This is a genomic window from Streptomyces sp. SirexAA-E, from assembly GCF_000177195.2.
Lineage (GTDB): Bacteria > Actinomycetota > Actinomycetes > Streptomycetales > Streptomycetaceae > Streptomyces > Streptomyces flavovirens.
Window position 1 is genome coordinate 1,570,558 of sequence record NC_015953.1, and the last position, 24,443, is coordinate 1,595,000.

General features: G+C 72.1%; 19 protein-coding genes. 9 read left to right on the forward strand and 10 right to left on the reverse strand.

What is annotated here, in order from left to right; translation table 11 throughout:
* Positions 1-128 precede the first annotated feature (128 nt).
* Positions 129-1,274 (reverse strand): slipin family protein, encoded by a 1,146-nt coding sequence (locus tag SACTE_RS06935; protein ID WP_014045315.1) that lies wholly within the window; start codon positions 1,272-1,274, stop codon positions 129-131.
* A gap of 222 nt (positions 1,275-1,496) precedes the next feature.
* Between SACTE_RS06935 and SACTE_RS06940 the strand changes: the two genes are divergently transcribed.
* Positions 1,497-1,859, forward strand: coding sequence for a hypothetical protein (locus tag SACTE_RS06940; protein WP_014045316.1), 363 nt, complete (start codon positions 1,497-1,499; stop codon positions 1,857-1,859).
* On the opposite strand, the gene SACTE_RS06945 is transcribed toward SACTE_RS06940, so the two are convergent.
* The 3 genes from SACTE_RS06945 to SACTE_RS06955 all read right to left on the reverse strand — a co-directional run bounded on the left by SACTE_RS06945 (position 1,841) and on the right by SACTE_RS06955 (position 4,355).
* Positions 1,841-2,215, reverse strand: a complete 375-nt coding sequence (locus tag SACTE_RS06945) for a DoxX family protein (protein WP_019992790.1) — start codon at positions 2,213-2,215, stop codon at positions 1,841-1,843. The genes SACTE_RS06940 and SACTE_RS06945 overlap by 19 nt on opposite strands.
* 237 nt (positions 2,216-2,452) lie before the next feature.
* Positions 2,453-3,157, reverse strand: coding sequence for a class I SAM-dependent methyltransferase (locus SACTE_RS06950; RefSeq protein ID WP_014045318.1), 705 nt, complete (start codon positions 3,155-3,157; stop codon positions 2,453-2,455).
* Between the two features lie 49 nt (positions 3,158-3,206).
* Positions 3,207-4,355 carry an ADP-ribosylglycohydrolase family protein gene (locus SACTE_RS06955; RefSeq protein WP_014045319.1) on the reverse strand — a complete coding sequence of 383 codons (1,149 nt, stop codon included), beginning with the start codon at positions 4,353-4,355 and terminating at the stop codon, positions 3,207-3,209.
* Positions 4,356-4,429: 74 nt separating this feature from the next.
* On the opposite strand from SACTE_RS06955, the gene SACTE_RS06960 reads away from it, so the two are divergent.
* Positions 4,430-4,720 carry a DUF6343 family protein gene (locus tag SACTE_RS06960; RefSeq protein ID WP_019992789.1) on the forward strand — a complete coding sequence of 97 codons (291 nt, stop codon included), beginning with the start codon at positions 4,430-4,432 and terminating at the stop codon, positions 4,718-4,720.
* 55 nt (positions 4,721-4,775) lie between these two features.
* Here SACTE_RS06960 and SACTE_RS06965 read toward each other — a convergent pair whose 3' ends face one another.
* Genes SACTE_RS06965 through SACTE_RS06975 form a run of 3 tightly spaced genes read right to left on the reverse strand, consistent with a single transcriptional unit; the run spans position 4,776 to position 6,779 of the window.
* Positions 4,776-5,144 (reverse strand): tetratricopeptide repeat protein, encoded by a 369-nt coding sequence (locus tag SACTE_RS06965; RefSeq protein WP_014045321.1) that lies wholly within the window; start codon positions 5,142-5,144, stop codon positions 4,776-4,778.
* Positions 5,145-5,196: 52 nt separating this feature from the next.
* On the reverse strand, positions 5,197-5,811 hold the full coding sequence (gene coaE, locus SACTE_RS06970) for a dephospho-CoA kinase (RefSeq protein ID WP_014045322.1): 615 nt from the start codon (positions 5,809-5,811) through the stop codon (positions 5,197-5,199).
* Positions 5,812-5,840: 29 nt separating this feature from the next.
* Complete coding sequence (locus SACTE_RS06975; protein WP_014045323.1) at positions 5,841-6,779, reverse strand: PAC2 family protein; 939 nt, start codon at positions 6,777-6,779, stop codon at positions 5,841-5,843.
* Between the two features lie 346 nt (positions 6,780-7,125).
* Here SACTE_RS06975 and SACTE_RS06980 point away from each other — a divergent pair, with 346 nt between their 5' ends.
* Positions 7,126-8,088, forward strand: a complete 963-nt coding sequence (locus SACTE_RS06980) for a right-handed parallel beta-helix repeat-containing protein (RefSeq protein WP_014045324.1) — start codon at positions 7,126-7,128, stop codon at positions 8,086-8,088.
* 121 nt (positions 8,089-8,209) lie between these two features.
* Here the strand turns inward: SACTE_RS06980 and rpsA are convergent, their stop codons facing one another.
* On the reverse strand, positions 8,210-9,724 hold the full coding sequence (gene rpsA, locus SACTE_RS06985) for a 30S ribosomal protein S1 (protein ID WP_014045325.1): 1,515 nt from the start codon (positions 9,722-9,724) through the stop codon (positions 8,210-8,212).
* Positions 9,725-10,118: 394 nt separating this feature from the next.
* Here rpsA and SACTE_RS06990 point away from each other — a divergent pair, with 394 nt between their 5' ends.
* Both SACTE_RS06990 and hrpB read left to right on the forward strand, forming a co-directional pair.
* On the forward strand, positions 10,119-10,943 hold the full coding sequence (locus SACTE_RS06990) for a class I SAM-dependent methyltransferase (protein WP_014045326.1): 825 nt from the start codon (positions 10,119-10,121) through the stop codon (positions 10,941-10,943).
* Positions 10,944-10,984: 41 nt separating this feature from the next.
* Positions 10,985-13,513, forward strand: a complete 2,529-nt coding sequence (hrpB, locus tag SACTE_RS06995; protein WP_014045327.1) for an ATP-dependent helicase HrpB — start codon at positions 10,985-10,987, stop codon at positions 13,511-13,513.
* Between the two features lie 71 nt (positions 13,514-13,584).
* Here the strand turns inward: hrpB and SACTE_RS07000 are convergent, their stop codons facing one another.
* A complete protein-coding gene (locus tag SACTE_RS07000; RefSeq protein ID WP_014045328.1) occupies positions 13,585-15,300 on the reverse strand; it encodes a lytic murein transglycosylase in 1,716 nt (571 codons plus the stop codon).
* Between the two features lie 418 nt (positions 15,301-15,718).
* Positions 15,719-18,430 (reverse strand): DNA polymerase I, encoded by a 2,712-nt coding sequence (polA, locus tag SACTE_RS07005; RefSeq protein WP_014045329.1) that lies wholly within the window; start codon positions 18,428-18,430, stop codon positions 15,719-15,721.
* Between the two features lie 182 nt (positions 18,431-18,612).
* Between polA and SACTE_RS07010 the strand changes: the two genes are divergently transcribed.
* From SACTE_RS07010 to SACTE_RS07025, 4 genes are all read left to right on the forward strand, one after another.
* Positions 18,613-20,892: an FdhF/YdeP family oxidoreductase gene (locus tag SACTE_RS07010; protein WP_014045330.1), complete on the forward strand. Its 2,280-nt coding sequence runs from the start codon at positions 18,613-18,615 to the stop codon at positions 20,890-20,892.
* Between the two features lie 211 nt (positions 20,893-21,103).
* On the forward strand, positions 21,104-21,574 hold the full coding sequence (locus SACTE_RS07015; RefSeq protein ID WP_014045331.1) for a hotdog fold thioesterase: 471 nt from the start codon (positions 21,104-21,106) through the stop codon (positions 21,572-21,574).
* 607 nt (positions 21,575-22,181) lie between these two features.
* A complete protein-coding gene (locus SACTE_RS07020) occupies positions 22,182-23,393 on the forward strand; it encodes a branched-chain amino acid ABC transporter substrate-binding protein (protein ID WP_019992787.1) in 1,212 nt (403 codons plus the stop codon).
* A gap of 117 nt (positions 23,394-23,510) precedes the next feature.
* A complete protein-coding gene (locus tag SACTE_RS07025; protein ID WP_014045333.1) occupies positions 23,511-24,440 on the forward strand; it encodes a branched-chain amino acid ABC transporter permease in 930 nt (309 codons plus the stop codon).
* Positions 24,441-24,443: the final 3 nt, after the last annotated feature.

Sequence of the window (24,443 nt, forward strand, 5' to 3'; positions counted from 1 at the left end):
GTCTGACAACGCCCGCCCCGGCGGTGTCCTCGGCCCGGGGCGGGCGGTGCGGGGCGCGGCCGGGGCGGTGCGGGGCGCGGCCTTTCCGAGGCCGCGAGGCCTCCGGCAGGTGCCGGGACCGGCGCCGCCTACTCCCGCCTCCGTCCGGATGCCCGGTCCCGGCCCGACAGCGGCTGCGACGGGGGCGCGTCCGGCTCGAACGGCGGGACCGATTCCGGCTCGAAGGGCGGCACCGCGTCGGGCTCGAACGGCGGGATGTCCCGCGCGCCCCGCTCCGGCGCGAGCGGGTCCGAGCCGGGGAGCCCCGCACCGGGAAGGTCTGCGGGCAGACCCGTCTCCGGCCGCGACGGCTCCGGCCGCCCTGCCCCGGCGGCCCCATGCGACGACGGATCCGTCGCGAGCGGGTCCCGGCCGAGCGGCGGGAGGGGCCCCGCATCGGCGGGCGGCGCATCCGGCTCCGGGCCGTCCTCCACAGGCGTCCGCACCGGTGTCCCTTCCCGCCCCGCCTCCTGCTGCCCCGGTCGACCCTGCGCGCGCTCCAGGAAGCGGAGCAGCTCGACGGGGAACGGCAGCACCAGCGTGGAGTTCTTCTCGGCCGCCACGGCGACCATCGTCTGCAGCAGCCGCAGTTGCAGCGCCGCGGGCTGCCTGGACATCTGCTGGGCCGCCTCGGACAGCTTCTTCGACGCCTGGAGCTCCGCGTCGGCGTTGATCACCCTGGCGCGGCGCTCCCGGTCGGCCTCGGCCTGCCGGGCCATGGAGCGTTTCATGGTCTCGGGCAGCGACACGTCCTTGATCTCCACCCGGTCGATCTGCACACCCCAGCCGACCGCCGGGCTGTCGATCATCAGCTCCAGACCCTCGTTGAGCTTCTCGCGGTTCGAGAGCAGGTCGTCGAGATCGCTCTTGCCGATGATCGACCGCAGCGACGTCTGCGCCATCTGCGAGACGGCGAACCGGTAGTCCTCGACCTGGATCACCGCGCTCGCCGCGTCCACGACCTTGAAGTAGATGACCGCGTCCACCCGGACCGTCACGTTGTCGCGGGTGATCCCGTCCTGAGCGGGCACCGGCATCGTCACGATCTGCATGTTCACCTTGTGGAGCCGGTCCACGACCGGGATGATCATGGTGAAACCGGGGTCCCGCACCCGGTCGTGCAGCCGGCCCAGCCGGAGCACCACCCCTCGTTCGTACTGTTTGACCACGCGCGCCGCGGCCAGCGTGTAGAAGACGATCACCGCGACCACGGCGATCAGCAGGCCCTCGACCATCACGGCCCCCTGCTCCCGGGCATCTCGTTCCGCACCCGTTCATCTCGGCCTATTAACACGATATGCCCGGTATGTGCATGCGTCGAACCCCTGTCCGGGTGCCGGTGTTCCCGGCCGGCCGCGCACCGGATGCCGGGAGCACGGGGAGGGGGCAGGGTGGCCAGCGCCAGCACGTCCCTGTGACGTACCGATGAGCCGGACGAGCAGACGAGGACCCCGCCCATGTCCGTCACCGCGACCGCCACCGCCTCCAGCCGCCGGCGCAGCACCGGCCTCGCCGCAGGTACGGCCCTGCTCACCCTCGCCCTCGCCGGCTGCTCCGGACTCGGCCGCACCGCGGTGGGGCCGGTCACCTACACCACCGAACGCGACCGGACGGTGAGCACGAACAGCCCGTCCGTGAAGGGCTGTCACAAGATGGACTCGGCGGGCGCGAACGAGGTCGAGAACGGCACGCTGATCGACATGATCCTCTACCGCACCCCCGACTGCACCGGCGGCGAGACCATCTACATCCCCACCACCGTCACGGACGTCAAGGCGCCGCCCAGCGGGCCGTGGCTCAGCTACCGCTTCGTCCACTGACCGGCGTCCCCACGTCCCCGGCGGCGCAGCGGTGCGGACAGCCGGGCGGTGCCCTCCCGCCCGTCCCGGGCGATCAGGACGGCGAGGACGACGAGCAGCGCCGGCATGACCGCGTTCACAGGTTCGAGCAGGGTCAGCCGCACGATCGCCGCACCGGCCCCCGGTCCCACCAGGGCCGTCGCGGCGAGACCGGCGAGCGGAGGGACGAGCAGGCCCACGGCTCCGGCCATCTCCAGGCCGCCGATCACGTACATCGCGCCACCGCCCCGGCCCATCCGCGCGAAGGACCGCACCGCGGACTCGTGGGCGCCGAGCTTCGCCACCGCGCCGACCCCGAGGAACAGGGCGAGGACCACACGGCTCACGGTCAGCGCGACGGCGAGGGGCGGCGGCGGTCGGGGGTGGACGGAGCGCGGCGGGCGGCGGTTCCGGGCAGGGCGGTCTCCTCGCACGGCATCGGGATGCCGTGTGTCGCGGCGGGGCGAGGCCACGTCGCCCGTGTGGCGCCTCCGGAGGGGTAGACCCCGCCGAGGCACGGAACTCATCCCACCTCGGAGCCCGAACTCAGCTTCCCCTGGAGCCCCTTGACGCCCTCAGGCGTGCCGGGGGCGGACCAGCGCCCATATGCCGTCGTCGGTGAGATACCGGTCCAGCGCGAGCCCGGCCTCCGCCGCATATGCCTCGAACCGCTCGGGGGAGAGCGGGCGCGACCGGAACGTCTGGGTCCACCGGGCGTCCTCGAAGTCGTACTCGGCACGCACCTCGTCGACCCCGTCGCCGACCGGGTGCGCCGAGACGATACGGATGGTGCAGCCCGCGGCCTCGTCCCGGCGTTCCCGCGGCAGGTCGGCGTGGTAGTCCGCGCCCTCGCGCTGGATGAGCACCACGCCGTCGTCCTTGACGTATCTCCGGCAGGTCCTCAACAGCCCCTCCCTGACGCCGTGGTCGGCCGTGTGCACCAGGAAGGAGCCGAGCACGACCGCGTCGAACCTCTCCTCGCCGAGGTCCAGCGACTCGATGGGGCTCCGCACCGTCCGCGCGCCACGCACTCGCTCCAGCATCTCCCGCGACTCGTCGACCGCGGTGACCTCGAAGCCCCGCTCGACCAGCGGATGGGTCACCCGGCCCGCCCCGCAGCCGAGTTCGAGCAGGCTCGCCCCCGCGGGCACCGCGCTCCCGATCACGTCCGGTTCGGATCCCGGGGACAACCGCGCGTACAACTCGACCGCGCAGCCGTCCGGTGTGATGGGGCCCGGGCCCTGTCCCGCGTGGCCTTCCCTCACCAGATTCGCGTCCATACCCGCGCAACGTGCGGCGGCGTGGCGTCGTTCCCGTGGCGAGTGGGGGTCAGCACTCCGGGTAACGGCCCTCGGGCCACCGCACCGGCTGCCCGAACTCCGTGCACAGGTCGTCCGCGAGTTCGGCGATCACGGCGCGGCCTTCGGTCGCCGCCAGCCAGGACGCGGGCAGTGCCACGTCCCCGTGGTGGGCGCCGAGCAGGTTGCCGCAGACACTGCCGGTGGAGTCGCTGTCGCCCGAGTGGTTGACGGAGAGCAGCAGCGCCTCGCCGACGTCGTCGGGGCCCGGCAGCACGAGGGCGCAGTACACGGCGATGGCGAGGGCCTCCTCCGCGACCCAGCCCGCACCCAGGCTCTCCACGTGTTCGGCGGACGGCCGGCCCGGCACCGCCAGGTCGACCGCCGCGCGCAGGGCGGCCGTGGTCTCCTCGTGGCCTCGGTGACGGGCGAGCAGGTCCATGGCGCGCAGCACGGCGCCGGCAGGCGAGTCGCCCTCCAGGAGATGGGTGACGATCGCGGCGAACGCCCCCGCCGCATAGCCGCCGGTGGGATGGCCGTGGGTGATCCGCGCGCATCGGGCGGCCAGCTCGAAGGCCCTCGGCGCGTCCGCGCCCACCAGTCCGAACGGCGCCGACCGCATGACGGTGCCGCAGCCCTTGGACTGCGGATTGACGGGTCCCGGGAGTGCCAGCGGCGTGCCGGGCTCGGGGGTGTGCCCGGCGGCGAGGCCGGTCAGGCAGGCGTTGCCGGGGGCGCGGCGCGCGTACAGCCAGGGGTGCTGCCTGAGCGTGCCGGTGCGTACGGAGTCGTCGCCGCCCCGGGCCGGCGGGGCGGGGTGGTTCTGGGTGTCCAGCCAGCGCCGGTACGCGTTGCGGACGAGGGCGTACTCGGAGCCCGCCGTGCCGGTTGCCCTGGTCCGGGCGTGGGCCCTGATGAGGCCCTCGGCCGTGAAGAGCGTCATCTGGGTGTCGTCCGTGATCCGTCCGACGACACCGTCCGGGTCCGCCGTCAGTCCGCGTACGCCCTGGTCGCCGTGGGCGCGGCGGATGCCGTCCAGGGAGAGGAACTCCACCGGGTTGCCGAGGGCGTCGCCGACGGCTCCGCCCAGCAGTGCCCCCCGTACCCTGGCCCGCCGGGCGACCGCGTCGCCCCACGGCGCCCGCCGCGGTATCGCGCTCCCGTTCGGTGTGCTGTGCACAGCCCGCTCCCCCTCGTCCGTTCCCGCACCGGTTTCCGTACACCGCACCGCGGGTTCATGATGGACGGGAGGCGATGCCGATGCGTACCGGAAATGAACCGTCCACCGCCCGCAGCCCCCTGCGGATGCGACTCTGGCTGAGTGTATGGGGTACGGCCTGGGCCGCTTTCGGGCTGACCGCGTTCCTGATCGCGGACCGGCCGGGGTGGGCCGCCGCCTGCGGGGTGCTGCTGCTGATCACGGTGACCGACTTCTGCCTGGTCGTCCGCCGCATCCGTCAGGGCCCGCGGTACCAGCCGGGCCGGGACGTCCCTCCCTACGACCCCGAGGACCCCGGCCCGGGGCGGAAGCGACGGGGCCGCTGAGGCACGGGGCCGTTCCGGGGTCACGGGGCTTTCCGGGTCGCGGGGCCGTGCGGGGTCAGGGGCGTTCGTCGAACCGCGCGGCCCGGAGGTACTCCGGCTTGGGGTCGAGCGCGGCGGCGAGCCGGAAGTGCCGGGTGGCCTGCTTCGTGCGGCCGGAGCGTTCGAAGGTCCGCGCCAGCGCGAAGTGCGCGAAGGCGTTGTCGGGCTCACGCTCCAGGACCAGTTCGAATTCGAGCTCGGCCGGGCGGAGCTGGGCTGCGGCGAAGAAGGCCCTGGCCCGCAGCAGTCGGGCGGCGGTGTTCTCCGGGTGGTCCCCGATCACCGAGTCCAGCAGCTTGACCGCGCCCTGGGGGTCCCGGGCGGCGAGCAACTGCTCCGCCGCGCGGAAATCGATGACGTGCGTCTCCGGATTGTTCTCGGCCACGGCCCTGTCCTTCCCCTTGCCTTCCGCCCTACAACGCCCGGCCCGGCCCCGGCTATTCCGGAGCGCCCTGACGGGCGGCTCGCGCGGTCAGTTCCGACCAGACCGCGCGCACCTGCGGTTCGAGCTCGTCGAGGGGCCCGTCGTTGTCGACGACCAGATCGGCGACGGCCAGCCGCTCCTCACGGGTGGCCTGCGCGGCCATGCGGGCGCGGGCGTCCTCCTCCGTCATCCCGCGCAGCCGTACCAGCCGGTCGAGCTGCGTCCCGGGGGTCGCGTCCACGACCACGACCAGGTCGTAGAGGGGGGCGAGGCCGTTCTCCGTGAGCAGGGGCACGTCGTGGACGACGACCGCGTCGGGTCCGGCGGCCCGTTCGAGCTCGGCGGAGCGGGCGCCGACCAGCGGGTGGACGATCGCGTTGAGCGTGGCCAGGCGGTCGGAGTCGGCGAACACGATCGCGCCGAGAGCCGGCCGGTCCAGGGTGCCGTCGGCCGCCAGGATGCCCGGCCCGAACATCTCCACGACCGACGCGAGCCCGGGCGTACCGGGTTCGACGACCTCCCGGGCGATCCGGTCGGCGTCCACCAGCACGGCCCCGTAGCTCACGAGCAGCCGCGACACTTCACTCTTGCCGGCGCCGATCCCGCCGGTCAGGCCCACTTTCAGCATGCGGCGAGCTTACTGAGTGGATCACTCCGTCAGGAGTCACCCTCCCGTTCGGCGAGAAAGCGTTCGAATTCGAGCCCGATCTCGTCGGCCGACGGCAGATCGACCGGTTCGGCCACGAGGTTGCCCCGGGTCTCGGAGCCCGCGATCGCGTCGTACTGGTGCTCCAGCCCCTCGACGAGCGCGACGAGCTCCTCGTCGCCCTGGCCGATCTGCCGCTCGATCTCCGTCTGGGTGCGGTGCGCCTCGGTGCGCAGCGTGTGGGCGACGCTCGGCAGGACCAGGCCGGTCGCCGCCGTGATCGCCTCGAGCGCGGTGAGCGCGGCGTCCGGGTAGGCGGAGCGCGCGACGTAGTGCGGCACGTGCGCGGCCACGCCGAGCACGTCGTGGCCGGCCTCCATCAGCCGGTACTCGACGAGCGCCTCGGCCGAGCCGGGGACCTGCGCCTCGTCGAACGGGCTGTGGTGTCCCGGCATGAGGTCGGTGCGGTTGCCGTGCGGGGTGATGCCGACGGGGCGGGTGTGCGGGACACCCATCGGGATGCCGTGGAAGTTCACCGCGAGACGGACGCCGAGGCGCTCGACGATCTGCTCGACGGCCTTGGCGAACCGCTCCCACTCCACGTCCGGTTCGGGGCCGGACAGCAGCAGGAACGGCGCACCCGTGACGTCCTGGACGACCCGGACGTCCAGGGTCGGCGCCTCGAAGGCGGTCCAGCGGTCCCGCCGGAAGGTGAGCAGAGGACGGCGCGCGCGGTAGTCGACGAGCCGGTCGTGGTCGAAGCGGGCCACCACCTGGTGCGGCAGGGTCTCGAGCAGGCCGTCGACGATCTGCTCGCCGGTCTCCCCCGCGTCGATGTATCCGTCGAAGTGGTAGAGCATGACCAGGCCGGCCGACTCCTGGGCGAGCGCCATGTCGACGACGGCCAGGCCCTTGGGCTCCCATTCGTACAAACTCTGCGGATCAGGCACGGTTACCGCTCCTCCTCGTGTTCCTCGACAAGAACACACCGCTCGCCCAGGGCATTCCCGCGTGCCGCCGGTTCACGCTTCGCTCACGCCCCGTCAGAAGAGAAGTCGGCCGGGCGGCCCGGTGCCCCCCTGCGGACGGGGCGACGGCACCCTGCCGGCGTTCCGGGGGTCCGGCGAGCGTGTGTCACGGCCCGTCAGCTCTCCCCGCGCTCCTCGGCATCCGCGGGTCAATGGTCCAGACCTTGACATGCCCATTACCCAGCCTTACCGTCACGGGCAGCTGATTCAGAGCCTCGCCCCGCATTCACGTACGAGAACCTCTGCTCCCTTCGACGGGAAGGCCCCCATGCGCACCCGCACGCTCCTCCCCGCCCTGTTGACCGCCGCACTGGCCACCGGCGTCCTGCCCCTGGCCACCGCCCGGGACGCGGCGGCGGCGACGGTCACCGACGTCTCCACCGCGGCCCAGCTCAAGGCGGCGCTCGCCGCGGCCGCCCCCGGCGACACGATCCGGCTCGCCGACGGCACGTACACCGGCAACTTCAAGGCGACAATCCCGGCCACCTCCGCCGCCCGGATCACGCTCACCGGTTCCGAGCGGGCCGTGCTGACCGCGGGCGGCGGCTACGGGCTGCATCTGAACGGCGCGTCCTACTGGACCGTGTACGGCATCACCGTCACCGGCGGCCAGAAGGGGATCATGGCCGACGCCGCGACCGGCGTGGTCATCGACTCGGTGACCGTCCACGACCTCGACATGGAGGGCGTGCACTTCCGCGGGTCCAGCCGGGACGGCGTCATCAGGAACTCCCGCGTCTACGACACCGGGCACGACGGACGGGGTATGGGCGAGGGCGTGTACGTCGGAACCGCCGGCGACCTCGGCGACCGCAGCGACGGGGTGCGGATCGAGGACAACGTCATCGGGCCGGGCGTCGGCGGCGAGAACGTCGACATCAAGGAAGGCACCACCGGGGCGCGGATCACCGGCAACACCTTCGACGGCGGCGGGCTGACCGGCGCCAACTACGACGACTCCTGGGTCGACGTGAAGGGCAACGACGTGCTGGTCGAGAACAACCGGGGCGTGCGCACCACGAACAACGGCTACGAGACGCACACCCAGCAGAGCGGCTGGGGCTGCGGCACGGTCTTCAGGGGCAACACCTCGGACCTGACCGGCGCCACGGGTGACAAGCGGCTCGCCGTCAACGTCACCAACCTGAGCGCGAGCTGCCCCACCACCGTCCACAGCAGCAACACGGTCACCGGCGGCCGGGGACTGACCAACATCCCCGTGACGCCCTGAGCACACCGAGGCCCCTGGCCGGCGACCCGGACATGCGTGAGGCCCGCCCCCCGGGAAGGGGGCGGGCCTCACTCAGTGCTCTTCAGCTACCGCGGCCGGTCGGCCACCGTGGTCCGGAGCGTCAGCTCTGGCCGCCGGCCAGCTTCTCGCGCAGCGCGGCAAGGGCCTCGTCCGACGCCAGGGCGCCGGAGTTGTCCGCCGACTCCGAGGAGTAGGAGCCGCCACCGCTGCCGCCGGAGGCAGCCGGGGCGTTGCCGCCGGCGGGGGCGGCAGCGCCCTCGGCAGCAGCGGCCTCGTCGGCCTCGCGGGACTTGATGACCTGGGCCTGGTGCTGCTCGAAGCGCTGCTGCGCCTCGGCGTACTGGGTCTCCCAGACCTCGCGCTGAGCCTCGAAGCCCTCGAGCCAGTCGTTGGTCTCGGGGTCGAAGCCCTCGGGGTAGATGTAGTTGCCCTGGTCGTCGTACGACGCGGCCATGCCGTACAGGGTCGGGTCGAACTCGACCGACGCCGGGTCCCCGCCGAACGCCTCGTTGGCCTGCTTCAGCGAGAGGCTGATGCGACGGCGCTCGAGGTCGATGTCGATGACCTTGACGAAGATCTCGTCGTTGACCTGGACGACCTGCTCCGGGATCTCCACGTGGCGCTCGGCCAGCTCGGAGATGTGGACCAGGCCCTCGATGCCCTCGTCGACGCGCACGAACGCACCGAAGGGAACGAGCTTGGTGACCTTACCGGGAACGACCTGCCCGATCTGGTGCGTCCGGGCGAACTGCTGCCACGGGTCTTCCTGCGTCGCCTTGAGCGACAGGGAGACGCGCTCGCGGTCCATGTCCACGTCGAGGACCTCGACGGTGACTTCCTGACCGACCTCGACGACCTCGGAGGGGTGGTCGATGTGCTTCCAGGAGAGCTCGGAGACGTGGACGAGACCGTCGACGCCACCCAGGTCCACGAAGGCACCGAAGTTGACGATCGAGGAGACGACGCCGGAGCGGACCTGACCCTTCTGCAGGGTGGTGAGGAACGTCTGGCGCACCTCGGACTGGGTCTGCTCGAGCCAGGCACGGCGGGACAGGACCACGTTGTTGCGGTTCTTGTCCAGCTCGATGATCTTCGCCTCGAGCTCCTTGCCCACGTAGGGCTGGAGGTCGCGCACACGACGCATCTCGACGAGCGACGCCGGGAGGAAGCCGCGGAGGCCGATGTCGAGGATGAGACCACCCTTGACGACCTCGATGACGGTACCGGTGACGATGCCGTCTTCTTCCTTGATCTTCTCGATGGTGCCCCAGGCACGCTCGTACTGAGCGCGCTTCTTCGAGAGGATCAGGCGGCCTTCCTTGTCCTCCTTCTGGAGAACCAGGGCCTCGATCTCGTCGCCGACCTTGACGACCTCGTTGGGGTCGACGTCGTGCTTGATCGAGAGCTCGCGGCTCGGGATGACACCTTCGGTCTTGTAACCGATGTCGAGGAGAACCTCGTCCCGGTCAACCTTGACGATGACACCGTCAACGATGTCGCCGTCGTTGAAGTACTTGATCGTCTCGTCGATCGCCGCGAGGAACGCGTCCGCGTCGCCGATGTCGTTGACCGCAACCTGCGGAGTGGTGGCGGTGGTCTCGGTGCTGCTCGTCATGTGGGAAAGGGCTCCGGTACGGACAGTGAGTCGTAGGTACTGCTACGCCGAAAGCCCGTATCGCCTCTGCAGAAGCCGGACAGCCTGGAGAGGAACCGACCGATGATCCGGAAGGAGCCTCGACAACCGAGGGGACATGCAACAGACGCGAGCGCGGCCTGCTAGGTCTGAGGCGCGCAGGCTCGCAGCGCAACTTGTAGCATACGGGGGCAGCCGGACAGGGTCAATGCGCGAAGGCGCACACCCGGGGCGCAACACCCCAATCCCGGCACAACTCACGTTCACCGAGGCCAGATCCGGCCCGGCGGCGTGTCGCAGGCGCGCGGGGGCGTCCCGTACGGTCCGTGCGGGCACCGCCCACGGCGGGTGAAGGCAAACTACAACGACGGGCACGATGAGCCAAGAGATCCACGGGTGGGAACCCGAGGCGACCCGCCGGGCGGCCGGGGACGCGGAGAGCAGCCGGGCGAGCCGCGGCTGGTGGGACCGGAACGCCGACGAGTACCAGAGCGACCACGGGGCGTTCCTCGGCGACGACCGGTTCGTCTGGGGGCCGGAGGGGCTGGACGAGGCCGAGGCCTCCCTGCTCGGCCCCGCCGCCTCCCTGAAGGGTTCGGACGTCCTGGAGATCGGGGCCGGTGCCGCCCAGTGCTCCCGCTGGCTGGCCGCCCAGGGGGCCCGCCCGGTCGCCCTCGACCTCTCGCACCGCCAGCTCCAGCACGCGCTGCGGATCGGCGGCGGTGTCCCGCTGGTGGAGGCCGACGCCGGGCGGCTGCCGTTCCGGGACGGCTCCTTCGACCTCGCGTGCTCCGCCTACGGCGCGGTGCCGTTCGTCGCCGACCCCGTACAGGTCTTCCGCGAGGTGCACCGGGTGCTGCGTCCCGGGGGGCGCTGGGTGTTCTCCGTGACGCACCCCGTCCGCTGGGCCTTCCCCGACGAGCCGGGCCCGGAAGGGCTCTCCGTCGCCGCCTCCTACTTCGACCGCGTGCCGTACGTGGAACAGGACGAGGAGGGCGAAGCCGTGTACGTCGAGCACCACAGGACGCTGGGCGACCGGGTGCGGGACGTGGTGGCGGGCGGCTTCCGGCTGCTGGACCTGGTGGAGCCGGAGTGGCCGGCCTGGAACAACCAGGAGTGGGGCGGCTGGTCCCCGCTGCGCGGCAACCTCATCCCGGGCACCGCGATCTTCGTCTGCGAGCGGGACCGCCGGACCTGGTGACCCGGTGACCGGGTGACCCGTCCGCGTACGAGACTGGGGGCGTGATCCGTACCGACGCCCTGGACCAGTTGCCCGTGCGCTCCGCCGTGCCCGCCCTGCGGCGGGCACTCGACGAGCGGGGTGCCGCGGTGCTCTGCGCGCCTCCCGGCACCGGCAAGACCACGCTCGTCCCGCTGGTGCTCGCCGGTCTGACCGGTGGCGGCCCGGTGCGCCGGGTCGTGGTGGCCGAGCCCCGGCGGATCGCCGCCCGGGCGGCGGCGCGGCGGATGGCGTGGCTGCTCGGCGAGGCGACCGGTGAACGGGTCGGCTTCACGGTGCGCGGTGAGCGCCGGGTGGGCCCGGGCACGGTGGTGGAGGTGGTGACCACCGGGGTGCTGCTCCAGCGGCTCCAGCGCGATCAGGAACTGGCCGGCGTCGACGTGGTGATCATCGACGAGTGCCACGAGCGCCACCTGGACGCGGACACGGCCGCCGCCTTCCTCCTGGACGTACGGGAGACGATCCGGCCCGAGCTGCGCCTGGTCGCGGCGTCGGCGACGACGGACGCGGAGGGCTGGGCCCGGCTGCTGGGCGACGCGCCGGTGGTCGAGGCGCGGGGGGTGTCCTACCCGGTGGATGTGGTGTGGGCGCCGCCGTCCGGCCCCGTGCGTCCGCCGCACGGGATGAGGGTGGATCCGGCGCTACAGGCGCATGTGGCCGCGGTGGTGCGCCGGGCGCTGGTGGAGCGGGAAGGGGACGTGCTGTGCTTCCTGCCGGGGGTCGGGGAGATCGGCCGGGTGGCCGGGCAGCTCGCGGGGGTGGACGCCGAGGTGCTCCAGGTCCACGGGCGGGCGCCGGCCGCCGTGCAGGACGCGGTGCTGGCCGGATCGGGGCAAGGACGCCGCCGGGTGGTGCTCGCGACGTCCGTGGCGGAGTCCTCGCTGACGGTGCCGGGGGTGCGGGTCGTCGTGGACTCCGGTCTGGCGCGGGAGCCGCGCGTGGACCACGCGCGGGGGCTGAGCGCCCTGACGACGGTACGGGCGTCCCAGGCGACGGGCCGCCAGCGCGCGGGCCGGGCGGGACGCGAGGCTCCGGGCACGGTGTACCGCTGCTGGGAGCAGGCGGAGGACGGGCGGCTCGCCCGGTTCCCGTCCCCGGAGATCAAGGTGGCCGATCTGTCGGCGTTCGCGTTGCAGGCGGCGTGCTGGGGCGATCCGGACGCCTCGGGGCTGTCCTTGCTGGACCCGCCTCCGGCCGGGGCGATGGGGGCGGCGCGGGAGGTGCTGACGGCGGTCGGCGCGGTGGACGCGGCGGGCCGGGCGACCGGGCGGGGTGTGCGCATGTCCCGGCTCGGTCTGCACCCCCGGTTGGGCCGGGCCCTGCTGGACGGGGCGTCGGAGGTGGGCGCGCGCCGGGCGGCGGAGGTGGTGGCGCTGCTGAGCGAGGAGCCGCCCCGGGAGTACGGCGACGACCTGGCGGCCGCCTGGCGGACGGCCCGGCGCGGCGGCGACGGGTACGCGGCGCGCTGGCGGCAGGAGGTGCGGCGGCTGTCGTCGGCCCTGGACGGGGCGTCGCGGGCCGCCGGGGCCTCCGGCGGCGGGGCGGGCGCCGGGCCGGACGACGCGGCCGCCGGTCTGGTGGCGGCGCTGGCGTTCCCGGAGCGGGTGGCGCGGGCCCGTGGGGAGGGGGCGTTCCTGATGGCGTCGGGCACCGGCGCGGAGCTGCGGGACACCTCGCGGTTGCGGAGCGCTCCGTGGCTGGCCGTGGCGGTGGCCGACCGCCCGGCGCACGCCGCGTCCGCGCGGGTGCGGCTCGCCGCCGTCGTCGACGAGGGTACGGCGCGGCTGGCCGCGGATCACCTGAGGTTCGCGGGCGAGGAGGTCCGCTGGGCGGACGGTGATGTGGTGGCGCGGGCGGTGGAGCGGCTCGGGGCGATCGAGCTGTCGGTGCGCGCGCTGCGGCAGCCGGCGCCGGAGCTGGTGCGTGGGGCGCTGCTGGAGGGTCTGCGGGACGAGGGGCTCGGGCTGCTGCGCTGGAGCCGGGACGGTGAGCAGCTGCGGCTGCGGCTCGCGTTCCTGCACCGGGTGCTGGGGCCGCCGTGGCCGGACGTGTCGGACGGTGCGCTGCTGGCGTGCGCAGACCGGTGGCTGGAGCCGGAGCTCTCACGGGCCCGGCGCCGCGCGGACCTGGCGCGGATCGACGCGGGGCAGGCGGTGCGCCGGCTGCTGCCGTGGGCGACGGGCGAGGCCGCCCGGCTGGACGAGCTGGCCCCGGAGCGGATCGAGGTGCCCAGCGGTTCCAGGGTCCGCGTGGAGTACGGCGGCGAGCAGCCCGTCCTGGCGGTGAAGCTGCAGGAGCTGTTCGGGCTGCGGGAGACGCCGAGGGTGGCCGGGGTCCCGGTGCTGGTGCACCTGCTCTCCCCCGCCGGGCGGCCCGCCGCGGTGACGGCGGACCTGGCGTCGTTCTGGCGGGAGGGCTACCGGGCGGTGCGGGCCGAGCTGCGGGGGCGCTATCCGAAGCATCCGTGGCCCGAGGACCCGGCCTCCATGGAGGCGACCCGTCTCACCTCGGCACGGCTGCGCCGGGACTGAGCGGCACAGTCGTGCGGCGGCCCCCGGCCGGTGGACCGGGCCTGGGGGCCGCCGCGTGGCCGACGCGCGGGTCAGGCGGCGGGGGCCGCCTTCACCGTGAGGGTGACGGTGAGGGTCGCGCCGCTCTCGGTGGTCAAACGCAGCGTGAAGGTGCCCTCGGTGTCGTCGGCGTGGACGGCCGGGAGTTCCAGTACGCCGTCGTCGCCGGTCGTGAGGCCGGTGAGCGTACGCAGCTCCTTGCCGGCCTCGCCCTCGAAGTACGGGCCCTTGCCGTCCTCCAGGGGCGTGCCGTCGTCGGTGAGCAGTGTGGCGGTGACGGCGGTGTCCGGGAGGGCCTTGCCCTTGTAGGTGGCCGTGACCGTGACCGGGGCGAACACGGCGCCGGGGGCGGCCGTGAGGGCCTCGTCGCCGGTGCGGGCGAGCGCGTCCGCCTCGGGGGCGGCGACCTGGGCGGTGAAGGTGAGGACGCGCGGGTGCGGCACGCCGGCGACGGCCGTCACCTTGAACGAGCCGGTCTTCTCACCCGCCGTCAGGACCGGTGCGGTGGCGGTGCCGTCCGCTCCGGTGCGGACGGTGACCGTGGTCTTGCCGCCCGCGAACCGGGCGTCGGTGAGACCGGTCACGGTGAAGGTGACCGCGGCCTCGGCCAGTGGGGCGCCCAGGGTGTCCCTCGCCCGTACCGAGACGCGTCCGAACTCCTCGCCCGCGGTGGCCTTGAGGGCGGGGGTGCCCGCGTTCTCCAGGCTGCCGAGCACCCGGGGCGGTTCGGGGGTGGTGGGCGGTGTCGTCGGGTCGGTGGGCTTCGGCGGTTCGGGCGTGGGACTCGTGCCGCCGCCCGGCTTCGTCGGGGACGGGGTCGGGGTGGGGGTGGGGGTGGGGGTCGGCGTCGGGCTCGGCTTCGTGGTGCCGGTGGAGGCGCTCGGCGTCGGGGTGGGGGAGGGCGAGGACGAGGAACCGCTGCCGCTGGTGCCGGAGGGCAGGACGCCGGTGCCGTCGGGGACCTCGTGCGTGCCGCGGTTGTAGAAGTCGAACCAGGAGCGGACCGTGCGCAGGTACTCCTGCGAGTGGTTGTAGCTCAGCACCGCCCGGTCGAGGTCCGCCGCCAGCGACAGATTGCGTCCGCCTGCGCAGAGGTAGCGCCCTGCGGCCAGCGCCGCGTCGTAGATGTTGTTGGGGTCCTTGCGGCCGTCGCCGTTCCCGTCCTGGCCCCAGACCTCCCAGGTCGAGGGGATGAACTGCATGGGGCCGACCGCCCGGTCGTGGGTCGCGTCGCCGTCGTACGCCCCGCCGTCGGTGTCCTTGATCAGCGCGAAGCCCTGCCCGTTGAGGGCAGGGCCGAGGATCGGGGAGAAGGTGGTGCCGTCGGCGTCGACCTTGCCGCCGCGTGCCTGGCCGGACTCGACCTTGCCGATCGCGGCGAGCAGCTGCCACGGCAGGCGGCAGGCGGCGTCGGTGCGGCCGACCTCCTGCTCCGCCTTCTTGTACGCGGCCAGGACGGAGGCGGGTATGCCGGCCTCCGCGCTGCCGGTCGCCGGAAGGTCCACGGACGTACCGGGCTTGTCGGGTGTGGTGAGCGGCGGAAGGTCGGTGTGGTACGGCGAGTTGCCGGTGGCCGCGCCGCCCTCGGAGGCCGTATCGGTCCCGGCCGACGCCTGGTCACCGCCGCCGGACGCGTCGGCGGACGTCGCCACGGGTGCCTGGGAGGCCGCGAGAGCCGCTACCGCGGCCGCGGCGACCGCGGTGTTGGTGGCCCCCCTGCGCAGCCGGCGGCCGAATTGCGCTGCCATGTGAACTGGTCCCTCCCCGTCGACGCCTGTTCGCGCTCCCCGGCGCGAGGACTCAGGCGACCCTACGACAACATCTGCCGCCGGAACACCGGCACATGACCGCTTCTTACTGTTTATTCACGTTCACGGCGGCACCTTGTCCGGTGCCGTTCTCCCGGGGGTACGGGGCCCTTTGACGGGGGTTCACACGCGCGGGCGCCGTGCTCTCGGGCGTGCCGCGGCCGTCCCGCCGCCCATCGCCGCTCGGGCAGCGGCCCACCCGTCGCCTCGGCTCCCGCCGCGGGGCCTTCACGCCCGATACGTCCCGCCCCACGGGCCCGGCCCTCCGGGGGGCGACGGAGTCCGCCGCCGCCGGTTCCGGGGGACGGGCCCCGGAACCGCCCGCAGCCCCCGGCCGGGGGCTGCGGGCGTACGGCGGTCAGTGCGCGGCCGACTCCCAGTCCCGGCCGACACCGACCGAGACGTCCAGCGGAGCACGCAGCTCGACCGCCGTGGACATCTCGCGCCGCAGGATCTCCTCGACCTGCTCCCGCTCGCCGGCGGCGATCTCCAGGACGATTTCGTCGTGGACCTGGAGCAGCATCCGCGACGTCAGCCGCGCCTCGGTCAGCGCCCGGTCCACGTGCAGCATCGCGACCTTCACGATGTCGGCGGCCGTCCCCTGGATCGGGGCGTTCAGCGCCATCCGCTCGGCGGCCTCGCGGCGCTGGCGGTTGTCGCTGTTCAGGTCCGGGAGGTAGCGGCGGCGGCCGAGGATCGTCTCGGTGTACCCGGTGGCCCTGGCCTCCTCCACGACCCGGTGCAGGTAGTCGCGCACCCCGCCGAACCGCTGGAAGTAGGTGTCCATCAGCCCGCGGGCCTCACCCGCATCGATGTTCAGCTGCTGCGAGAGCCCGAACGCGGAGAGCCCGTAGGCCAGTCCGTACGACATGGCCTTGATCTTGCGGCGCATCTCCGCGTCGACCGCCGACTTGTCGACGCCGAACACCTGCGAGGCGACCGTCGTGTGCAGGTCCTCGCCCGAGGTGAACGCCTCGATGAGACCGGCGTCCTCGGACAGGTGGGCCATCACCCGCAGCTCGATCTGGCTGTAGTCCGCCGTCATCAGCGTCTCGAAGCCCTCGCCGACGACGAAGCCCCGGCGGATGGCCCGCCCCTCGTCCGTGCGGACCGGGATGTTCTGGAGGTTCGGGTCGGTGGAGGAGAGCCGGCCGGTCGCCGCGACCGTCTGGTTGAACGTGGTGTGGATCCGGCCGTCCTGGCCGATCGTCTTGATCAGTCCCTCGACCGTCACCCGCAGCTTGGCCTGCTCACGGTGGCGCAGCATGATGACCGGCAGCTCGTGCTCGGTCTGCGCCGCCAGCCACGCCAGCGCGTCCGCGTCCGTCGTGAAGCCGGTCTTCGTCTTCTTCGTCTTCGGCAGCGCCAGCTCACCGAAGAGGACCTCCTGCAGCTGCTTGGGCGAGCCGAGGTTGAACTCCCGGCCCACCGCGGCGTGCGCCTCCTTCACCGCCTGCTGCACCGCGCCGGCGAACTGCTGCTCCATGCCCTCCAGATGGGACCGGTCGGCGGCGATGCCGTGCCGCTCCAGACGGGCCAGCAGGATCGAGGTGGGCAGCTCCATGTCGTGCAGCAGCCCCGTCGCGCCGACCTCCTCCAGGCGCACCGCGAACGCCTCACCGAGGTCCAGCACCGCACGCGCCTGCGCCATCAGCGCGTCCGCCTCGGCACGGTCGTCCGCGCCGAAGGCCAGCTGCCCGTCGGCCGAGGGGGCCGGGGCCAGCTCACGGCCGAGGTACTCCACGGCCAGCGCGTCCAGGGCGAACGAACGACGGCCCGGCTTCACCAGATAGGCGGCGAGCGCGGTGTCCATGGAGACGCCCTCCAGCCGCCAGCCCTGCTCGGGGAAGACCCGCAGGGCGTTCTTCGCGTTGTGCATGACCTTGGGCCGCCGCGGGTCCGCGATCCACGCGGCGAGCGCCTGCTCGTCGGCCTCGTCCAGCTCGGCCGGGTCCAGCCAGGCGGCGGCGCCGTCGGCGGCCGCGAGCGCGATCTCCGTGACCGTGCCGACCCCCAGCGACCAGGTGTCGACGGTCATCACACCGAGCGGCTGGTGCCCGTGCTCCTCCAGCCACGGGGCGACCTCGCCCGATCCCAGCACCGCGCCGTCCAGCTCGACACCGGCCGCCGGCTCCGGGGCCTGCGCCTCGGCCGCACCGGGGTCCACCGCCATCAGCCGCTCACGCAGGCTCGGATTGCGGATCTCCAGCACGTCCAGGATCCCGGTGACCGCCGTGCGGTCGTAGGGTGCGCGCTCCAGCTCCTGGGGGGCCTTCGGCAGCTCGACGTCCCGGACCATCTCGGTCAGCACACGGTTCATCTTCACCGCGTCCAGGTGGTCGCGGAAATTCTGCCCGGCCTTGCCCTTGACCTCGTCGGCCCGCTCGACCAGCTCCGCGAACGAACCGAACTGGTTGATCCACTTCGCGGCCGTCTTCTCCCCGACCCCCGGGATGCCCGGCAGGTTGTCCGACGGGTCGCCGCGCAGCGCCGCGAAGTCCGGATACTGGCCGGGGGTGAGGCCGTACTTCTCCTGGACCTTCTCCGGGGTGAACCGCGTCAGCTCAGAGACGCCCTTCGTCGGGTACAGCACCGTCACGTCGTCCGTGATCAGCTGGAAGGAGTCCCGGTCGCCCGTGACGATCAGCACCTCGAAGCCCGCCGCCTCGGCCTGCGTGGCCAGCGTCGCGATGACGTCGTCCGCCTCGAACCCGTCGACCGCGAACCGGTCCGCGTGCATCGCGTCCAGCAGCTCGCCGATCAGCTCGACCTGCCCCTTGAACTCGTCGGGGGTCTTCGAGCGGTTCGCCTTGTACTCCGGGAACTCCGTCGCACGCCACGTCTTGCGGGACACGTCGAACGCCACCGCGAAGTGCGTCGGCGCCTCGTCACGCAGCGTGTTCGCCAGCATCGACATGAAGCCGTACACGGCATTCGTCGGCTGCCCCGTCGCCGTCGTGAAATTCTCCGCGGGCAGGGCGAAGAACGCCCGGTACGCCAGGGAGTGCCCGTCCATGAGGAGCAGGCGCGGTCGGTTGTCTGCCGTCTTCTTCGATGCCGTCTCAGCCACGCCCCCGATCCTGCCACGGACCACTGACAATCCGGACCGGCCGCCGCCCCGCACCCGCCCGCACACCCTTCACCACGCACCCCCCGCGGGCCCGGCACGGATCCCCCGCCCACCCGGGGTCCGCCCCGCCCCGGTGCGTGACAGGATCGAGGGGCAGCGAAGTGACGACGAAGGGGAGCACCATGGCCACCAAGCCCCCGACCGGCGACCCGGTCCAGGACGCACCTCGGGTGGAGGCGGCCCCGCACGCCGCCGCGGGCCTGCCCGCCGTCGCCCACACCCTGCGCATCGCCCAGCAGCAGATGGGGCTGCGCCGCACCGCGCAGACCCTCCTCAAGGTCAACCAGAAGGACGGCTTCGACTGCCCCGGCTGCGCCTGGCCCGAGGGCGAGAAGCGGCACACCGCCGAGTTCTGCGAGAACGGCGCCAAGGCGGTCGCCGAGGAAGCCACCCTGCGCCGCGTCACCCCCGACTTCTTCGCCGCGCACCCCGTCGCCGACCTGGCCGGCCGCAGCGGCTACTGGCTCGGCCAGCAGGGACGCATCACGCAACCTGTGTACCTGCCCGAGGGCGCCGACCGGTACGAGGCCGTGACCTGGGAACGCGCCTTCGAGATCATCGCCGGGGAGCTCACCGCCCTCGCCTCCCCCGACGAAGCGCTCTTCTACACCTCCGGCCGCACCAGCAACGAGGCCGCCTTCCTCCTCCAGCTCTTCGCTCGCGAGTTCGGCACCAACAACCTCCCCGACTGCTCCAACATGTGCCACGAGTCGTCCGGCTCAGCGCTGACGGAGACCATCGGCATCGGCAAGGGCAGCGTCAGCCTCGAAGACCTCCACCAGGCCGACCTGATCATCGTCGCGGGACAGAACCCCGGCACCAACCATCCCCGCATGCTCTCCGCCCTGGAACAGGCCAAGGCCGCCGGAGCGAAGATCATCTCGGTCAACCCGCTCCCCGAGGCCGGCCTCGAACGGTTCAAGAACCCCCAGACCGCCCGCGGCATGCTCAAGGGCACCGCCCTCACCGACCTCTTCCTGCAGATCCGGCTCGGCGGCGACCAGGCCCTCTTCCGCCTCCTGAACAAACTGATCCTGCGGACCGAAGGCGCCGTCGACACCGCGTTCGTCGACGAACACACCCACGGTTACGAGGAGTTCGCGCAGGCCGCCCTCGCCGCCGACTGGGACGAGACCCTCGCCGCGACCGGCCTGGACCGCGCCGACATCGAGCGCGCCCTCGACCTCGTCCTGGCCTCACGGCGCACCATCGTCTGCTGGGCCATGGGCCTCACCCAGCACAAGCACTCCGTGCCCACCATCCGGGAAGTGGTCAACTTCCTCCTGCTGCGCGGCAACATCGGCCGCCCCGGCGCCGGCGTCTGCCCCGTCCGCGGCCACTCCAACGTCCAGGGCGACCGCACCATGGGCATCTTCGAACGCCCCTCCGATGCCTTCCTCGACGCCCTCGACAAGGAATTCGGCATCACCTCGCCACGCCACCACGGCTACGACGTCGTGCGCTCCATCCAGGCACTGCGCGACGGCGACGCCAAGGTCTTCTTCGCCATGGGCGGCAACTTCGTCGCGGCCACCCCCGACACCGCCGTCACCGAGGCCGCCATGCGCACGGCGCGCCTCACCGTCCACGTGTCGACCAAGCTCAACCGCTCGCACGCCGTCACCGGCGCCCGCGCCCTGATCCTGCCCACCCTCGGCCGCACCGACAGGGACATCCAGGCCGGACGCAAGCAGATCGTCACCGTCGAGGACTCCATGGGCATGGTCCACGCCTCCCGCGGCAACCTCACCCCCGCGAGCCCCCACCTGCTCTCCGAGCCCGCCATCGTCGCCCGGCTCGCCCGCGCGGTGCTCGGCCCCGGATCCGCCACCCCCTGGGAGGAGTTCGAGCAGGACTACGCCACCATCCGCGACCGCATCTCCCGTGTCGTCCCCGGCTTCGAGGACTTCAACACACGCGTCGCACGCCCCGGCGGCTTCGCCCTCCCCCACGCCCCCCGCGACGAGCGCCGCTTCCCCACGGCCACCGGCAAGGCCAACTTCACGGCCGCCCCCGTCGAGTACCCCCACCTCCCCGAGGGGCGCCTCCTGCTCCAGACCCTGCGCTCCCACGACCAGTACAACACCACCGTCTACGGCCTCGACGACCGCTACCGCGGCATCAGGAACGGCCGCCGCGTCGTCCTCGTCAACCCCGACGACGCCCACGCCCTCGGTCTCGCCGACGGCTCCTACACCGACATCGTCGGCGAGTGGAAGGACGGCGTCGAACGCCGCGCCCCCGGCTTCCGCGTCGTCCACTACCCCACCGCCCGCGGCTGTGCCGCCGCGTACTACCCCGAGACCAACGTGCTCGTACCGCTCGACGCCACCGCCGACACCAGCAACACCCCGGCCAGCAAGTCGGTCGTCGTCCGCTTCGAACAGCCCGCAGCCCCCTGAAGCGTGTTTCGGACATCCGCCGGTGCGTGCGGCCGCAAGGCGCATGCACGTATCGGGGCGATCCCGACAACGCGGATGAGGCCTGGCCCTCGGGGCCTCGGGGGGAGCGCGCGCCGGGCGCCGCCGGGCAGGAAACGCCCCCTAAGCGCTCGCTCAGCCGTCTGATAGGAACAGGGCAGACAGCAACGACCACACGATCGGAGCCGGACCCATGGGCGAGCACACCGCACCCACGTTCCCCCAGGAGATCATCGACGAGTACGCCGCACTCGGAGTCGACCTCCCCGCCCTCTTCTCCGCCGGCCACCTCGGCGAACGCATGGGCGTCCAGATCGTCGAGGCCTCCGCCGACCGCGTCGTGGGCACCATGCCCGTCGAAGGCAACACCCAGCCCTACGGCCTCCTCCACGGCGGTGCCTCCGCCGTCCTCGCCGAGACCCTCGGCTCCGTCGGCTCCATGCTCCACGGCGGCGCCACCAAGGTCGCCGTAGGCGTCGACCTCAACTGCACCCACCACCGCGGCGTCCGCAGCGGCCTCGTCACCGGCGTCGCCACCCCCGTACACCGCGGCCGCTCCACCGCCACCTACGAGATCGTCATCACCGACGAGCAGGACAAGCGGGTCTGCACCGCCCGGCTCACCTGCCTGCTCCGCGACGCACCCCGCCCCACCGACGGCTGAACCACCCCGCACACACGCCTGCCCGGCCCGGAACGCACCGCAATCCGGACCGGGCAGACCTCTGTCCGGAGCCGATCCACGGACGCCGACGCACACACACCGTCAACACCCTTGACCCCCGCGCCCGTTCCATGAGCCACTCCAGCAGCCACACCCCGCGCTCCCGCCCACCCGGCACAACCCACAGATGTAACACTCCGTAACAACCGCGCAATGCGCGAAACAGGGCCACCGCCCCGGCCTCCACCCACGGGGCCGACTCGACGCGCCCCATGCGCCCCACTTCGTGCGACAGCACCAAGATCACCTCAAGCCCCTTAGCAGAGCTGGGTGTTCTCACCATGCGGTCATTTCGGCGCCAGGGAAAAAATCGCACATGTCCACACTGCGACCATCAAGCCTTCCCCACGGCATAACAAGACAGTCACATCATCAGCGGACCCGTCCCGCACCCCCACACCTGCGCTTAGAGTCACGGCCAGTCACCGCGCCGCCGGGCGCGTCTGCTGCACGGCCCTTGAATCGACCAGTACGCCCCGGCGATCGTCACGGCACCTCAGCAGAGGAGGCCGCGCCAGGGAAAGGACCTTTCGTGCGACACCGTTCTTTGCTCATACTCACCGCAGTCCTCACCACCGGAGCACTGACTCTCACCGCCTGCGGATCGCGCGACGACGACAAGGGCAGCAGCGGCGGCAGCGGCAGCACCCAGACCGTCGTCATCGGCCTCGACGCCCCCCTGACCGGCGACCTCTCCGCCCTCGGCCTCGGCATCAAGAACTCCGCCGACCTCGCCGTCAAGACCGCCAACAAGGACAAGACGGTCCCCGGCATCAAGTTCGAGCTCAAGGCCCTCGACGACCAGGCCCAGCCCTCCGTCGGCCAGCAGAACGCCACCCAGTTCATCCAGGACAAGAACGTCCTCGGCGTCGTCGGCCCCCTGAACTCCGGCGTCTCCCAGTCGATGCAGAAGCCGCTCAACGACGCCGGCCTCACCCAGGTCTCCCCGGCCAACACCGGAACCGAACTGACCCAGGGCAACAACTGGAAGACCGGCGACAAGCAGCGCCCCTTCAAGACCTACTTCCGCACCGCCACCACCGACGCCATCCAGGGCGCGTTCGCCGCGAACTACCTCTACAAGAACGCGAACATCAAGGACGTCTACCTCATCGACGACCAGAAGCCCTACGGCGCCGGCCTCGCCGCCTCCTTCAAGACGACCTTCACCGAACTCGGCGGAAAGATCGTCGGCACCGACCACGTCAACCCCGACGACCGCGACTTCAACTCCGTCGTCACCAAGGTCAAGGGCTCCGGCGCCAAGGCCGTCTACTACGGCGGCGAATACCCCGCCGGCGCCCCCCTGAGCCAGCAGCTCAAGGACAGCATCAAGATCCCCCTCATGGGCGGCGACGGCATGTACAGCGCCGACTTCATCAGCCTCAACAAGAAGGCCGAAGGCGACATCGCCACCTCCGTCGGCAAGCCCGTCGAAGAGCTCGAGTCCGCCAAGAAGTTCATCGCCGACTACAAGACGGCCGGATACAAGGACGCCTACGAGGCTTACGGCGGCGGCACCTACGACGCCACCTGGGCCATCATCGAGGCCGTCAAGGCCGTCGCCGCCGACAACGACGGCAAGCTCCCCGACGACGCCCGCACCAAGGTCCTCGACGCCATGAGCAAGGTCCAGTTCGAAGGCGTCACCGGCCCCGTCTCCTTCGACGAGTACGGCGACACCACCAACACCATGATGACCGCCTACCAGGTCACCGGCGGCAAGTGGACCTCCAAGCTCAGCGAGGCCGTCAAGTAACACCACCCGGACCAGACCCGGGCAGCACCACACCTCACACAGCACACAGACCGCGCGGGAGCGCTACGAGCACTCCCGCGCGGTGCCATATCCGAACCACTCCACGGAGGCCCTGCGGTGAACGAACTGCCGCAACAGCTGGCCAATGGACTCATCCTCGGCGCGATGTACGGTCTCATCGCGATCGGATACACGATGGTCTACGGAATCATCCAGCTCATCAACTTCGCACACGGCGAGATCTTCATGATCGGAGGCTTCGGAGCCCTCACGGTCTACCTCGGGCTTCCGTCCGGATTCTCCCTCCTCGCCGCGATACCCCTCATGATCGTCGGCGGAGTCATCTGCTCCGTCGCCGTCAGCGTCGCCGCCGAACGCTTCGCCTACCGGCCCCTGCGCGGCGCACCACGCCTCGCACCCCTCATCACCGCCATCGGCCTCTCCCTCGCACTCCAGCAGGCCGTGTGGATGTGGTACCCCGACGCCACCAAGGACCGCTCCTTCCCGCAGTTCAAGGGCGAGGCGATCGACCTCTTCGGCGCCAGCATCCAACGCGGCGACCTCTTCGTCCTCGTCGCGGCCCCCGTGTGCATGCTCGCCCTCGGTCTCTTCGTCTCCAAGACACGCGCCGGCCGCGGCATGCAAGCCACCTCCCAGGACCCCGACACCGCCAAGCTCATGGGCATCAACACCGACCGCATCATCGTCATGGCCTTCGCCATCGGTGCCGCGTTCGCCGCCGTCGCCGCCGTCGCCTACGGGCTCAAGAACGGCCAGATCGGCTTCCGCATGGGCTTCATCATGGGCCTCAAAGCCTTCACCGCAGCCGTACTCGGCGGCATCGGCAACATCTACGGCGCCATGCTCGGCGGCGTCGTCCTCGGCGTCGCCGAAGCCCTCGCCACCGGCTACATGAGCGACGTCCCCGGCATGGAACTCTTCGGCGGCGGAGCCTGGAAGGACGTCTGGGCCTTCGCCCTCCTCATCCTCGTCCTGCTCATACGCCCCCAAGGCTTGCTGGGCGAACGAGTCGCGGACAGGGCGTGATAC

Coding starts and splice junctions, on each gene's coding strand:
- SACTE_RS06940 (WP_014045316.1), top strand. CDS start 1,497: ATGTCCGTCACCGCGACCGCCACCGCCTCCAGCCGCCGGCGCAGCACC.
- SACTE_RS07015 (WP_014045331.1), top strand. CDS start 21,104: ATGGGCGAGCACACCGCACCCACGTTCCCCCAGGAGATCATCGACGAG.
- coaE (WP_014045322.1), bottom strand. CDS start 5,811: ATGCTGAAAGTGGGCCTGACCGGCGGGATCGGCGCCGGCAAGAGTGAA.
- SACTE_RS07000 (WP_014045328.1), bottom strand. CDS start 15,300: ATGGCAGCGCAATTCGGCCGCCGGCTGCGCAGGGGGGCCACCAACACC.
- SACTE_RS06990 (WP_014045326.1), top strand. CDS start 10,119: ATGAGCCAAGAGATCCACGGGTGGGAACCCGAGGCGACCCGCCGGGCG.
- rpsA (WP_014045325.1), bottom strand. CDS start 9,724: ATGACGAGCAGCACCGAGACCACCGCCACCACTCCGCAGGTTGCGGTC.
- SACTE_RS06950 (WP_014045318.1), bottom strand. CDS start 3,157: ATGGACGCGAATCTGGTGAGGGAAGGCCACGCGGGACAGGGCCCGGGC.
- SACTE_RS07010 (WP_014045330.1), top strand. CDS start 18,613: ATGGCCACCAAGCCCCCGACCGGCGACCCGGTCCAGGACGCACCTCGG.
- SACTE_RS06960 (WP_019992789.1), top strand. CDS start 4,430: ATGCCGATGCGTACCGGAAATGAACCGTCCACCGCCCGCAGCCCCCTG.
- SACTE_RS06935 (WP_014045315.1), bottom strand. CDS start 1,274: ATGGTCGAGGGCCTGCTGATCGCCGTGGTCGCGGTGATCGTCTTCTAC.
- SACTE_RS06980 (WP_014045324.1), top strand. CDS start 7,126: ATGCGCACCCGCACGCTCCTCCCCGCCCTGTTGACCGCCGCACTGGCC.